This window comes from Euzebya sp. (assembly GCF_964222135.1).
Lineage (GTDB): Bacteria > Actinomycetota > Nitriliruptoria > Euzebyales > Euzebyaceae > Euzebya.
Genome location: NZ_CAXQBR010000109.1, coordinates 22,181 through 35,987, shown reverse-complemented (window position 1 = coordinate 35,987; position 13,807 = coordinate 22,181). Strand labels below are relative to the sequence as shown.

8 protein-coding genes are annotated in these 13,807 nt (G+C 72.7%); 4 read left to right on the top strand and 4 right to left on the bottom strand.

Going from position 1 to position 13,807, the window contains the following annotated elements:
• The first annotated feature begins 3 nt into the window (after positions 1 to 3).
• From uvrB to ACEQ2X_RS23960, 3 genes are all read left to right on the top strand, one after another.
• The gene (uvrB, locus tag ACEQ2X_RS23970) at positions 4 to 2,070 is read left to right on the top strand and encodes an excinuclease ABC subunit UvrB (protein ID WP_370328410.1); all 2,067 of its coding nucleotides are present in this window, start codon (positions 4 to 6) and stop codon (positions 2,068 to 2,070) included.
• 182 nt (positions 2,071 to 2,252) lie between these two features.
• Complete coding sequence (locus tag ACEQ2X_RS23965; protein ID WP_370328409.1) at positions 2,253 to 5,708, top strand: S8 family serine peptidase; 3,456 nt, start codon at positions 2,253 to 2,255, stop codon at positions 5,706 to 5,708.
• A gap of 38 nt (positions 5,709 to 5,746) precedes the next feature.
• Positions 5,747 to 6,685, top strand: coding sequence for a hypothetical protein (locus ACEQ2X_RS23960; protein WP_370328408.1), 939 nt, complete (start codon positions 5,747 to 5,749; stop codon positions 6,683 to 6,685).
• 9 nt (positions 6,686 to 6,694) lie between these two features.
• Here ACEQ2X_RS23960 and ACEQ2X_RS23955 read toward each other — a convergent pair whose 3' ends face one another.
• The 4 genes from ACEQ2X_RS23955 to paaZ form a co-directional block, all read right to left on the bottom strand.
• Positions 6,695 to 8,107: an AAA family ATPase gene (locus ACEQ2X_RS23955; RefSeq protein ID WP_370328407.1), complete on the bottom strand. Its 1,413-nt coding sequence runs from the start codon at positions 8,105 to 8,107 to the stop codon at positions 6,695 to 6,697.
• A gap of 167 nt (positions 8,108 to 8,274) precedes the next feature.
• Positions 8,275 to 10,059 (bottom strand): acyl-CoA dehydrogenase, encoded by a 1,785-nt coding sequence (locus tag ACEQ2X_RS23950; RefSeq protein ID WP_370328406.1) that lies wholly within the window; start codon positions 10,057 to 10,059, stop codon positions 8,275 to 8,277.
• A 69-nt stretch (positions 10,060 to 10,128) separates the two neighbouring features.
• On the bottom strand, positions 10,129 to 10,596 hold the full coding sequence (locus ACEQ2X_RS23945) for a low molecular weight protein-tyrosine-phosphatase (protein WP_370328405.1): 468 nt from the start codon (positions 10,594 to 10,596) through the stop codon (positions 10,129 to 10,131).
• 3 nt (positions 10,597 to 10,599) lie between these two features.
• On the bottom strand, positions 10,600 to 12,630 hold the full coding sequence (gene paaZ / locus ACEQ2X_RS23940; protein WP_370328404.1) for a phenylacetic acid degradation bifunctional protein PaaZ: 2,031 nt from the start codon (positions 12,628 to 12,630) through the stop codon (positions 10,600 to 10,602).
• A gap of 265 nt (positions 12,631 to 12,895) precedes the next feature.
• On the opposite strand from paaZ, the gene ACEQ2X_RS23935 reads away from it, so the two are divergent.
• Entirely contained in the window at positions 12,896 to 13,675 is a 780-nt protein-coding gene (locus tag ACEQ2X_RS23935) for a fasciclin domain-containing protein (RefSeq protein ID WP_370328403.1), read from the top strand.
• Positions 13,676 to 13,807 lie beyond the last annotated feature (132 nt).

Here is a 13,807-nt window from a genome sequence, read left to right as displayed (position 1 = left end):
GCCATGTCGACGACGACCGCAGCGCGTCCCACGGAGGGCCGGTTCGAGCTGGTCAGCGAGTACGCCCCGGCGGGTGATCAGCCGCGGGCGATCACCGGCGTCGCGGACGCGCTCGGCCGGGGTGAATCGGACGTGTGCCTGCTGGGCGTCACCGGGTCCGGCAAGACGTTCACGATGGCGAACATCATCGCCGAGGTGCAGCGCCCGACGCTGGTGATGGCCCCCAACAAGACCCTCGCCGCCCAGCTGGCCAACGAGTTCAAGGAGTTCTTCCCCCACAACGCGGTGGAGTACTTCGTCAGCTACTACGACTACTACCAGCCAGAGGCGTACGTCCCCTCCTCCGACACCTACATCGAGAAGGACAGCTCGATCAACGACGAGATCGAGCGGCTGCGCCACGAGGCGACGATGGCGCTGATGACCCGGCGCGACGTGCTGATCGTCGCCTCGGTCTCCTGCATCTACGGCCTGGGGTCCCCGCAGCAGTACGAGAAGTACCACCTGATGATGACCGAGGGGCAGACCGTCGAGCTCGACGACGTCATCAAGCGCCTGGTCGACCTGCAGTACGAGCGCAACGAGCTGAACTTCGTCCGCGGCAAGTTCCGGGTGCGGGGCGACACACTGGAGATCTTCCCCGCCCAGGGCGAGACGGCGTGGCGCATCGAGTTCTTCGGCGACGTGATCGACCGGATCAGCCGGCTCGAGCCGATCACGGGCGAGCTGATCGGCGAGTTCGACCGGGCCATGATCTTCCCGAACAGCCACTACGTCACCGGTGGCGAGAACCTGTCGCGCGCCATCCAGACCATCGAGGCCGAGCTCGGCGAACGCCTGGCCGAGCTCGAGTCCCAGGACAAGCTGCTCGAGGCGCAGCGCCTGCGGATGCGCACCAACTACGACCTCGAGATGCTGCGCGAGATCGGCATCTGCTCGGGGATCGAGAACTACTCCCGCCACCTCGACGGCCGCCGGGCCGGTGAGACGCCGTACTGCCTGCTCGACTACTTCCCCGACGACTTCCTCACCATCCTCGACGAGTCCCACGTGACCGTCCCCCAGATCGGTGGGCAGTACGAGGGCGACCGCTCCCGGAAGGAGACGCTGGTCGAGCACGGGTTCCGCCTGCCGAGCGCCCTCGACAACCGGCCCCTCACCTTCGAGGAGTTCCGCACGAAGGCCAGCCAGACCCTCCACGTCTCGGCCACGCCCGGCCCGTTCGAGCAGCGGATGTCCTCCACCATCGTCGAGCAGGTCATCCGCCCGACGGGGCTGATCGACCCCGAGGTGCAGCTGCGCCCCACCAAGGGCCAGATCGACGACCTGATCACCGAGATCCGCGCGCACGCCGAGCGTGACGAGCGGGTCCTCGTCACCACCCTGACGAAGAAGATGAGCGAGGACCTGACCGACTACCTGCTCGAGGCCGGGCTGAAGGTGCGGTACCTGCACTCGGAGATCAACACCGTCGAGCGCGTCGAGATCCTCCGCGAGCTGCGCCTCGGCCACTTCGACGCGCTCATCGGGATCAACCTGCTGCGCGAGGGGCTGGACCTGCCCGAGGTTGCCCTGGTCGCGATCCTCGACGCCGACAAGGAGGGGTTCCTCCGCTCCGAGACGTCGCTGGTCCAGACGATCGGCCGGGCGGCGCGGAACGTCAACGGCAAGGTCGTGATGTACGCGGACAACCTGACCGACTCGATGCGGAAGGCGATCAGCGAGACCAACCGCCGCCGCGAGCTGCAGATGCAGTTCAACCGCGAGCACGGCATCGACCCCCAGACGATCCGCAAGCGCGTCGGTGACATCATCCAGATGGCCCGCGCGGCCGAGGCGGGCATGCCGTACCAGGCGGCCGACCCGTCCGCGCGCGGCACGGCGGAGAGCCGCGTGGGCATCCCGGACATCGGCGACATGCCCTCTGACGAGCTGGCGACGCTCATCCAGTCCCTGACCGACGAGATGCACCAGGCCGCCGCCGACCTCCGCTTCGAGTACGCCGCGCGGCTGCGCGACGAGATCGGTGAGCTGAAGCGCGAGCTCCGGGGGATGACGGCTGCGAGCTGATCATCGGCGCCGCCCACCGGCAGGTGCGAAGATGTAGTCGGACCATCACTCCCCGTGCACCGGCGGGAGGGTCTCGGACGTCACTGCCCCAGAGCCGTCACACCGGGGGAGGCCTCCGCGGGGGTCCTTGTCAAGTAGTGAGGCCGTAGGTAACTATTGTGACACCCGATCAGGAGTCTGGGATGCGTCTGTCTGCCCTTCTACCCGCGGCGCTGGCCATGGTCCTCGCCGTGGCACTGGTGCCGGCCGTCCCGGCGGGGGGTCAGTCCCACGCCGGTGCCGACCAGCCGGCGCCTGCGGTGCGGGCCGAGCCCTCGGGGGAGGGGTGGACGCCCGGCGAGCTCGACGTCGACTGGGCCGCGTTCGCCGCCGAGCACCGGCAGGCGTACGAGTCGAGCAGATGGGCGTCCGCAGCCGACGTCGCCGCGGATTCCCGCGACGCGCTCCGCGACGATGCGCGGGCGGCCTACGCCCAGGCGACCGGTGAGGGATCCGGCGCCGGCTACGCCGACGTCGGCACCCAGCGGTCCTCAGCGCTGGCCCAGCAGTACTACGACGAGTGCGACGACGGGTCGAACCTCCCCGACGACGGGGTGCAGGCGTCCCGCGCCGGCCTCTACCGCGGCGGCGCGGACACCACGGGCGGCACGTCCTACAACCCGTCCGCGCCGGCACCGCCTCCGCAGATCGACCTGCGCAGCATCTTCATGCTCCAGTCGACCGACGACGGCGGGCGCTTCGACCAGACCGCGTTCCTCGTCTACGCCTGCCAGCAGTGGGGCTTCGAGAACCTGGGCGCCGGCGGGATCACCTTCGGCCTCCACGTCTCGATCGAGGAGAGCGCGAACGAGTACCCGACCATCCTCGGCGACCCCGAGGCCGGACCCGACTTCATCGTCACGATCTTCCCCGAGCGCAGCGTCCCGGACCGGCCCTACCAGATCATGGCCATCCGCACGCCGTCGCGTGACCGCTCGACGTGGACCGTGACGTTCCTCGACCGGGCCGAGCGGATCGACGGCTACGAGATCGACGGTGTCGTGCCCACCAGCGCGATCGGCGACTTCACCGCCGACGACGGCTTCGCCTGGACCGTCGAGGCCGTCGACACCCAGCAGCCGTCCGGCGGTCGTGACTGGTTCCCCGAGCGCAACTGGCAGCTCCGCGTCGGCGACGGCGAGGACGAGATCGTCGGCACGCACATCCCCCAGTTCCCCGTGCCGGAGGCCTGCGGCCTGCAGGCCGAGGCCGTCGACGACCGGATCACCTACCGGCTCCAACCGCAGGCGGTGACGCCGAACGACGATGGCTGGGTCCACCAGTGGTACCAGCGCCAGATCCAGGCCGACGACGCCTGGGACACCATCCGGGACTCCTCCACCGGCGGGCGCAGCCGCCCGGTCACCATCGCGGTGGTCGACACCGGGATCGACTCGACCCGGGCCGACTTCGTCGAGGGCGGCGTGCGGGTCGTGGGTGGCCTCGATGCCGTCTACGGCCTCGAGCTCGAAGGTGAGGACAACGGCGGCGCGATCGGTCCGATCATCGGCCCCCGGGGCGTCGCCTACGAGGCCATCGGGGTCAACGCGCGCAACTCCGACCGCGACCCCCACGGCACCGGCGTGGCCAGCCTGATCGGCGCCCGCGGCAACAACACCTTCGGGATCGCCGGCGTCGACTGGGGTGCCCGGCTGATGCCGATCCGCGTCAACGACGTGAACGGCTGCATCAGCAACGTCGTCGTCGCCGAGGGCATCAAGTGGGCCGTCGACCACGGCGCCGACGTCGTGCACGTCTCGCTCGGCGCCCCTGAGACCGCGCTGTTCACCCCCGACGACGCCGAGGCGGACACGCCTGAGTGCAACGACGGGCTCGACAACGACCGCGACGGCGCCGCGGACTTCCAGCCACCGGCCGGCGCCGCGCCGGACCTCGGCTGCGACAGCGCCGACGACGGATCGGAGGGCGTCGACGTGACGGCGGGCGGCGACGGCGGGGTCGATCCGACCCCGGCGTGCAGCGACGGGCGCGACAACGACGCCGACGGCGTCACCGACACCGCCGACGCGGACTGCAGCGGTCCGGATGACGACTTCGAGGGCAAGGACGGCGAGTCCGAGGCCTTCGACCCGCTCCGCGAGACGATCGACTACGCCATGGAGCAGGGCGTCCCCGTGGTCACCTCCGCCGGCAACTTCGGCTCCTCCGGCGACCCGGTCGTGTACCCGGCCGCCTACCCCGGCGTCATCGCCGTGGGTGCGAGCGACCGCGACGGCAACCGGGCGTTCTACTCCTCGACCGGCCGGTGGCTCGATGTGATCGCCCCGGGTGGCAGCAACACCCGCACCCTCGCCGGCGACCTGGCCGTGCTGTGGGAGCTCGACCGCATCCGGACCGTCGCGGGCACCAGCTTCGCCGCGCCGCTCGTCACGGGCGCGATCTCGCTGTACCTCGGGCTGAACCCGCACATCGCGCGGCCGTTCACGCCGTCGCCGACCCCGCCGGACCCGGGCAGCAACTTCCCCGACCCGCCGGACGGGTACCAGCGCACCGTCGACGACGTGAGCATCGCCGTGCAGAACGGCGTGGTGGACCGCCCGCCGGCCGGCCACGACCTGCTGAACGGCTGGGGCCGGCTCGACGTCGACCGGATGCTCGACGTGCAGGCGGTGGGCGGGCCGCTCATCGACCCGGCCCGTGCCCAGCTCCCGCGGACGAACGCCGATTCAGTCGTCGAGGCCGCCGAGGACATCGCGCTCAGCCGGCCGACGGACTTCCCGCCCTTCGTGACGTTCACCCGCAGCGACGTCGCGGTGGACGCGCTGGCCGGTGCGCCGCTCCTGTCCGAGGGGCCGCTCCTGGTCGCCCGACAGGACGGGATCGCCGCCTCGACGATGGAGGTGCTGGCCGAGCTCATGCCGGACGGCGGGCAGGTGTACCTGCTCGGCGGCGAGGCAGCCCTCGGACCGGCCGTCGAGTCCCAGCTGCGCGACGCCGGCTACGCCCCGACCCGCCTGGCCGGGCCCAGCCGCGTCGAGACCGCGGTGGCGATCGCTGACGAGGTCCGGGACCGGTACCCGGGTGGCGGCACCGTCGCCGTCGCGCGCGCAGACGGCGGCAACAGCCCGACCGCCCAGTGGGCCGACGCGCTGAGCGGCGGCGCCTGGGCCGCGGACACCACGACCCCGCTCGTGGTCACGGGCACCGACCAGCTGCACCCGGCGGTGGCGGAGGCGCTCGACCGCTGGGGCACGACGTCGACCGTCGTCTTCGGTGGGACTGCAGCGATCAGCGACGCGGTCGTCGACCAGCTGCCGTCCCCGACCCGGATCGCCGGTGCCGAGCGCGCCGCGACCGCCGTCGAGGTCGCCGACCGCCTGTGGTCCGACGACGTCGACGGCTACACCATCGTCAACGGCTACTACGCCCGCGGATGGGTCCACGCCCTCGCGGCCGCCGGCTGGGCCGCGGACGAGGACCGGCCGCTGCTCTACACCGGCGGTGACGAGGTGCCAGCCGCCACGCTCGACCTGCTCGCGGGGGCGTGCCCCGGGGTCGACGAGGTCCGCCTCATCGGCGGTGGCAGCCTTATCAGCCACGACGCCGAGGACGCCCTGGCGGCCGAGGTGCGCTGCTGATGCGCCACCGCACCCGGCCCCGGCCCTACGATGAGCCGGTGTCACCGCACCGGTCGCCCGTCCGCCTGATGGCGCTGCTCGGCGCGGTCACCGTCCTCGCGGCGGCGTGCGTGTCGTCCGAGCCACCGCCCGCCGACGTGCCACCCGTCGCCGTGCCCGCGGTCACGACCATGCCGGCGACCCCGCCCGAGCCGGTCACCGATGACGTGGTCACGGCGATCGAGGACTACTGGGAGGCCCGCGACGCGGCGTTCGCCGCAGGTCCCGAGGCCGGCCTCGCGTTCGTGGTCGCGAACAACCACCCCCTGCTGCCCTACACCGCCGAGGAGTGCCGCGAGGCGTGGTTCGACGGTGAGGTCCCCCCCGGCTTCGCCGAGCGCAACGCGCTGCTCGAGGGGTCGATCGAGTCCGATCCCGGCTGGCAGATGGTCACCGGGCCGCTGGCGGGCCGTGACATCGGCCAGGGCCTGTTCACCATGGTCGTCGCGTTCAGCTACGAGGGCGACCTGCTCCGCGTCGCCGACCGCGTCGCCAACGTGCACCTGCAGGTGATCGGCGACGACGTCAGCCACTTCCTGCTGTGCGAGGAGCCGGAGGTCATCGTCGCCGCGGCCCCCACCACCGCGGCGACCACGCCGGCGACCAGCGGCGGCGGCACGACCACGACGCCCACGTCACGGCCGACGACCACCCCCACCCAGCCGACGACGCTGCCGCCGATCACGGCCACGCCGCAGCCGACCACGCCCGGGGGCGGGGGCGGGACCGGGACCCCGACGGCGCGGCCGACGGCCGGCCCGCCGGGGGAGCGGCCCCCGGGCACCGGCATCGACTTCTGCGACGAGGGCGACCCCGGCGCCCAGCCGGTCGCCGGCGACTACTTCCTCTGCCCCGACGACGACATCGACAACTCCCGCGGCGAGGACGCCGGTTCGTCCGAGCCGAACCCGACCATCACCGGCGGCACGTCGGGCTAGACCGGGCCCTCAGGCGAACCCGGCCCTGCCGCCGGCGCTGCCCGTCATCCGCCGGCGGAGCTCGTCGGCGTTCCCCAGCAGCTCATCGAGCGCGGCGGAGACGTGGGCGGCACCGACGGTGGGGACCGGACCGTCCGGCCCGGCGGCGTGCAGCACGGCCCGGCGGCAGAGCTCGCGGAGGAACGACGCCGTGACCCCGTCCGTGCGCGTGACGACGGCGTCCCGGTCGGCATCGGTCAGGTCGAAGCCGCGCCCGTAGGTGGCGAGGAGGCGCCGCCGGCCGTCGGCGTCGGGCAGCGGGATCTCGACGGCGAGGTCGATGCGGCCGGGGCGTTGGGCGAGCGCGGGTTCGAGCAGGTCGGCGCGGTTGGTCGTGAGGGCGAAGATGACATCGGCGTCCGGGCCGATGCCGTCCATCTCGTTCAGCAGCTCGAAGAGGAGGGGTTGGGTGCCCTGCGGTCCGATGTCACGCTCCTGGGCGACCAGGTCGACGTCCTCCATCACCAGCATCGACGGGGCCAGCGCGCGGGCCATCTCCGCCGCCGGGGCGATCATGCCGAACGCGGTCCCGGACAGGACGATCGTCGTCCGGTCCGGCATCCGCCCCATGAGGTGCGTGAGGGTGTGCGTCTTGCCGGTGCCCGGGGGTCCGTACAGCAGCAGACCGCGCTTCAGGGGCTGGCCGGCGGCGCGGAGGGCAGCCGCGCGCTGGGTGACGCCGAGGGTCTGCTGCTCGATCTGCTCGAGCGCGCCCGCGGGGAGGATCACGTCGTCGCGCGCGACGACCTCGGTCGCGACGAACTCGACGGTCGGGCTGCCGGCGTGGTACGGCCCGTGGCGGGTGCCGAGGACGATGGCCTGCCCGCGGTGGACGTCGTGCTCGCGGACCAGGTCGCGCAGCTCCGCCACGACGCGCTCGGCCGTGGGTGCCTCTGCCGCGAGGAGCTCGACCTCCAGGTCCTCGCTGTGCTCCGTGGGACCGTGCACGAGCGCCACGAGGGGGACGTCGCCGTCGACCATGAGCACCAACCCGTGCTGGATGCACGAGAGCGATTCCGTCAGCGACACCGGACACGAGCGGTAGTCCACCGGACCGACGTCCACGACGGCGCCGCCGTGCAGCCCCCTCTGGACCGGCTGGAGCAGCTCCCCGAGGGACATCGGGTTGAAGCGGCGGTTGGGGATCCCGAGTCCGAGGACCGTGACGTCGCGGCCAGGAGACGCGGCCCAGGCATCGATGGCCCGCTGGAGGTTCGGGTGGTCGTGGGCCGGGAGGGACAGGGCGATGACGGCGAGAGCGCGCGGATCCACCTCGAGGTGCTCGCGGATCAGACGGCTGATCGGCGTGTCCTCGGCCGGCTCGAGCGCGATCACGTGGCGCAGGAAGGCGGCGTAGGTGCGGGCGAAGTCCTCGGTGTCCACGGCATCCCCTCGGTCGGAGGGTCCGCACCGTAGGGGACCGCGAGGCGTGCGCGAGCGGAGATCTCACCGGTCTGTGGATGTCGCCCACACGTCGGCCACATGCACCAGGTGGGGCCGGCAGGGTGCCGCCGCCTCCCGGCCGCCCACCGAGCGCGACGGCGGCGGGGTCAGGCGCTCTGCAGCCGCTGGGAGTCGATGGTGAAGAGGTCCGCCGAGCCGGCGGTCACCGAGTCGAGCAGGCCGCCGACCGTCGGCAGGACGTTCGCGGCGTAGAACCGGACCGTGGCCAGCTTGTCGGACAGGAACGGGTCGTCGCCGCCCGCGTCGATCGCGGCCTTCGCGGCCTGCGCCTGGATCGCCAGCAGCCACCCGCCGAGGGTCACGGCCATCATGCGGAGGAACGGCGTGGCCCCGCCGAAGGACATGGCGAAGTCGGTGCGGTTGGTGACCAGCCACTCGATGGCCTCCTCGACCGCGTCGAGCGCCCGGCCGAGCTGGGTCCCGAGCTGGCCGTAGGCGTCGTCGTCGAGGGTGCCGGCCAGCTCGCGCACCTCGGCCAGCAGCCCCTTGACGAACGCGCCGCCGTCCATCGGCAGCTTGCGGCCGACGAGGTCCATCGCCTGGATGCCGTTGGTGCCCTCGTAGATCGGGGCGATCCGGGCGTCCCTGAAGTGCCGGGCGACCCCGGTCTCCTCGACGTAGCCCATGCCGCCGTGGATCTGGATCGCGATCGACGTGAGCTCCACGCCCAGGTCGGTGCACCACGCCTTCGACAGCGGGGTCAGCAGGTCGGCCAGCTTGCGCTCGCGCTCCGCCCGCGCCTCGTCGTCGGCGTGGTGGGCGAAGTCGAGCGCGGCGGCGTTGCGGTAGGTCAGCGCCCGCATCGCCTCGATCTGGGACCGCATCGTCAGGAGCTGACGCCGCACGTCGGGGTGGGCGACGATGCGGGACTGCCCCGCCTCGAGGTCCTCGTCGCCGGGGGCCTTGCCCTGCCGGCGCTCCCAGGCGTAGGCCACGGCGTCCTGGTAGGCGCGCTCGGCGATCGCCAGGCCCTGCAGGCCCACGCCGAGTCGAGCGTCGTTCATCATCGTGAACATCTGGCGCATGCCCTCGTTGGGCTGGCCGACGATGTACCCGACGGCCCGGTCGTACTCCATCACGCAGGTGGGGGAGGCGTGGATGCCGAGCTTCTCCTCGATCGACACCACCTGCACGCCGTTGCGCTCACCCAGCGACCCGTCGTCGCGGACCAGGAACTTGGGGACCAGGAACAGCGAGATGCCCTTGGTGCCCGGGGGGGCGTCGGGCAGCCGGGCCAGGACCAGGTGGCAGATGTTCTCGGTCAGGTCGTGCTCGCCCCAGGTGATCCAGATCTTCGTCCCGGTGATCGAGTAGGTCCCGTCGTCGTTCGGGACGGCCTTGGTGGTCAGGGCACCGACGTCCGACCCCGCCTGGGGCTCGGACAGGTTCATCGTCCCGGCCCACTCGCCGCTGATCATCTTCGGCATGAAGGTCTGCTGGAGGTGGTCGTCGCCGTGGGCGAGCAGGTCGACGACGGCGCCGGTGGTCAGCAGCGGGTTCAGGCTGAAGGCCATGTTGGCCGACGTGAGCATCTCCTTCGCCGCCAGGGCGACCGCGGTCGGGAACCCGCCCCCACCGAAGCGCTCGGGGAACTGCAGCGCCCCCCACCCCGACTGCACGTAGGCGTCGTAGGCCGCCTTGAACGAGTCCGGCGTGACGACCTCGCCGTCGCGCAGCACCGAGCCCTGGGTGTCACCGTCGACGTTGGTGGGGGCGACCACCTCGGCGTAGAACCGGCCAGCCTCCCGGAGGAGCCCCTCGACCAGTTCGGCGTCGGCGTGCGCGAACGCCGCCATCCCCTGGATCTCGTCGAGCCGGGCCACGTGCTCGAGGGTGAACAGCATGTCCTTGACGGGGGCGCGGTAGGTCATCGCGGAGGCTCTCCTCTGGGTCGCCGGTCGATCGGTTACCGGTGGGTAGGCGAGCGTACCCGGCGTGGGCTAGCGGCTCCCAGCCGGCAACGAGGCCAGGATCCCGCGCGCGCCGTCCCGCACGATCCGCACGACCTCGGCGAACCCCTCGGGTCCTCCGTAGTAGGGGTCGGGGACGTCGGTGCCCGGCTCATCGGTGAAGTCGCGCAGCAGCCGCAGCTTGGCCAGGGCGGCCTCGTCCGGCGCGCGGCGGCGCAGCTCCTCGAGGTTCGAGCGGTCCATCGCGACGATCAGGTCGAAGTCGGCGAAGTCGGCGTCGGCGACCTGGCGTGCGACGGACGTGAGCGCCATGCCGACGCCGCTGGCGGCGTCCACCATCCGCGGGTCGGCGGGCTCGCCGACGTGGTACGCGGCGGTCCCGGCGGAGTCCACCTCGACGTCGACGCCCGCCTCGGCGGCGGCGTGCCGGAGCGCGGCCTCGGCGGTGGGGGAGCGGCAGATGTTCCCGAGGCAGACCATCAGGATCTTCGTCGTCATGGCTCAGGCGTCGCCGCCCTTGGCGACGACGGTCAACAGCTCGTAGCTCGCGACCTCCGCGCCATCGCCGTTGGTGATCCGGGTGTCCCAGCGGACCTCGCCGTAGGGCTGGTCGGTCCGCGGGCTCTTGGACTTGCAGGTGAGGGTGACGGTGATCGCGTCGCCGGGGTACACGGGAGCGCCGAAGTGCAGGTCGTTCAGCCCCTGGTTGGCCAGCAACGGCCCCTTCGGCGCGTGGACGAACATCCCGGCGGCCCAGCTGAGCAGCAGGTAGCCGTGCGCGACCCGACCCTCGAAGAACGGGTGGTCGGCGACGGCGTCGGCGTCCACGTGGGCGTAGAAGCGGTCGCCCGTGGAGTCGGCGAACGCCTCGATGTCCGCCAGGGTGACCTCCCGCGGGCCGACGACGACCTGGTCGCCGACCTGGACCTCCTCGAGGGTCTTCGCCATCGGGTGGACCTCGGTCCGCTGGGCGTCCGCCCCCGGCAGCCACGTGCGGGTGGCACCGGTGATCAGCGACGGCGGCCCCTGCAGGGCCGTGCGCTGCATCAGGTGGAGGATCCCGCGGATGCCGCCGAGCTCCTCACCGCCCCCGGCCCGGCCCGGCCCCCCGTGGACCATCGTCGGCATCGGCGAGCCGTGGCCGGACTGCGACGCCACGACCTCGCGGTTGACCATGTGGATGCGGCCGTGGTGGGCGGCGGCGCCGAGCACCACCTGCCGGGCGACGTCCAGGTCGTCGGTGAACAGCGACCCGACCAGGCTGCCGTCGCCGCGGGCCGCCAGCGCGACCGCCTCGTCGAGTCCGTCGTAGCCGAAGACGGTGGCGACGGGCCCGAACGCCTCCACGGTGTGCAGCGGGGTGGCCCAGGGGTCGTCCGCGGCCAGCACGACCGGCGCCATGAACGCGCCGGCCTCGACGTCCACCCCGGCGACGCGACCGTCGGGGTCGCCGACGACGATGCGGGCGTGCACCCCCAGCTCGGCGACGGCCCGGCGCACCGCGTCGCGCTGGGCCAGGCTCACGAGCGGACCGACGGTGGTCGCCTCGTCGCGCGGGTCGCCGACGACGACGTCGGCCAGCCGCGCCGCGAGCGCCTCGGCCACGTCGTCGGCCCACCGGTCGGGCACGAGGGCCCGCCGGATCGCGGTGCAACGCTGCCCGGCCTTCGCGGTGATCTCGGCCACCACCTCGCCGCAGAAGGCGTCGAACTCGGGGCTGCCGGGCTCGGCGTCCGGACCGAGGATCGCGCAGTTGAGCGAGTCCTGCTCGGCGTTGAAGACCGCGCCGGACTCGACCACCGCGGGATGCGCCTTCAACGTCCGGGCGGTGGCCGCCGAGCCGGTGAAGGCCACGACGTCCTGGCTGGTCACGTGGGCGAGCAGCTCACCGGGCTCGCCCACCACAAGCTGGAGCGCCCCCTCGGGCAGGTGGCCCGACTCGATGATCCGCCGCACCACGGCGGCGGTCAGGTACGCCGTCTGCGGCGCGGGCTTCACCACCGCCGGCAGGCCGGCGATGACGGCGGGCGCCAGCTTCTCGAGCATCCCCCACACGGGGAAGTTGAAGGCGTTGATCTGCAGCATCACGCCGTGGCGCGGCGTGAAGACGTGCTGGCCGATGAACGACCCGTCCCGGCTGAGGACCTCCGGCGCCCCGTCGTGGACCACGTGGGCGTTGGGCAGCCCCCGTCGCGCCGCCGAGGACACCGACCGGGCGGTCACGATCCCGCCCTCCACGTCGAAACCCCGGTCGGCCCTGGTCGCACCGGTGGCGAAGGACAGCTCGGCGAAGTCCTCCCGGTGCGCCATCAGGTCCGCTGCCACGTCCTTCACGGCGACCGCCCGCTCGTGCAGGGTCATCGCGCGCAGGGCCGGACCCCCCACGTCGCGGCCGTGCGCCAGGATCCCGGCGAAGTCGAGGCCGGAGGACGACGCGGTCGCCACGGGCGCGCCGGTGGCCGCGTCGCGCATCTCGACCTGCACCCCCTCCCCGGCTTCCCAGCGTCCTCGGACGTAGCTCTCCAGCTGCATGTGGATCTCGGCTCCTGCATCGGGGTCGGGGGATGCGACCCGGATCATCGCATCCGCGACGGGCGTCCCGGGTGGCTGATCAGATCGGACCAGTCCACCTCGCCGTCGGCACCGAACGACCCCACGAGGCCGCGGTGCGATCCGGGTCAAGGTACGACAGAAGTAGTAGGCAACGGTTTCCCGCCCTCGCGTTCGGCGCAGGACCGCCGTCAGCGACGCACCCGCGGCCCAGCCCGCACGATCCCGACGAAGAAGGACACATCCGATGCGATCGACCATCACGCTCCGCAGCCTGATGCTGCTGCTCGTCCTGGCCATGCTGGCCGGTGCCTGCGCCGCGGAGGAGGGCGGCGACGACGAGGCCGACACCGGCGCCAGCGAGGCCGCCGCCGACACCGGCGAGACCGCTGACCCCGCCGCGCAGGAGGACGCCTCCGAGGCGATGGCCACCGAGGAGATGGCCACCGAGGAGATGGCCACCGAGATGACCGAGGACGCGGGGGCCACCGACGCCGCCGTCGCGGACTCGACCCAGGCCTGTGACACCGACGCGATCGTCGAGGCCGTCGAGGGCGGTGCCGAGGAGGGCACGCTCGACGGGATGACCGACGACCCGGTGGGGACCGCGGCCTCCAACAACCCGGTCCTGACCACCCTGACGGCCGCCGTCACCGAGGCCGGCCTGGTCGACACCCTGAACACGGCCGAGGCCCTGACGGTCTTCGCGCCGACCGACTGCGCGTTCGCGGCCCTCGACCCCGCGACCCTCGACGCGGCGCTCGCCGACCCGACCGGGCTGCTGACCACCGTCCTCGGCTTCCACGTCATCCCGGGCGAGCAGATCGCCTCCGCCGACCTCTCCGGTGAGTACACCACCTTCACCGGTGAGACCCTCACCGTCGAGGGCGACATGGTCGCCGGCCAGGCCCAGATCGTCGTGCCCGACATCCAGACCGCCAACGCGACCGTCCACCTGATCGACTCCGTCATGCTGCCGCCGAGCGCCAGCGGCGGTGCCGAGGCGGGCGCCACCGAGGCCGGGTAGCCCAGCCTCCCGAGCCACCCGCGGCCGGCCGTCCACCTCGGACGGCCGGCCGTGTCGCGTGCACGCCGCTCGCGCGCGCCCCCCGACGGCGGACCCGGCGAGGTCGGCGGCTAGCCTGGCGCGCCGACCGCG

Excerpts from the sequence above, each read along its gene's own strand:
- ACEQ2X_RS23965 (WP_370328409.1), top strand. The coding sequence starts at position 2,253 with ATGCGTCTGTCTGCCCTTCTACCCGCGGCGCTGGCCATGGTCCTCGCC.
- ACEQ2X_RS23935 (WP_370328403.1), top strand. The coding sequence starts at position 12,896 with ATGCGATCGACCATCACGCTCCGCAGCCTGATGCTGCTGCTCGTCCTG.
- uvrB (WP_370328410.1), top strand. The coding sequence starts at position 4 with ATGTCGACGACGACCGCAGCGCGTCCCACGGAGGGCCGGTTCGAGCTG.
- ACEQ2X_RS23945 (WP_370328405.1), bottom strand. The coding sequence starts at position 10,596 with ATGACGACGAAGATCCTGATGGTCTGCCTCGGGAACATCTGCCGCTCC.
- ACEQ2X_RS23950 (WP_370328406.1), bottom strand. The coding sequence starts at position 10,059 with ATGACCTACCGCGCCCCCGTCAAGGACATGCTGTTCACCCTCGAGCAC.
- paaZ (WP_370328404.1), bottom strand. The coding sequence starts at position 12,630 with ATGCAGCTGGAGAGCTACGTCCGAGGACGCTGGGAAGCCGGGGAGGGG.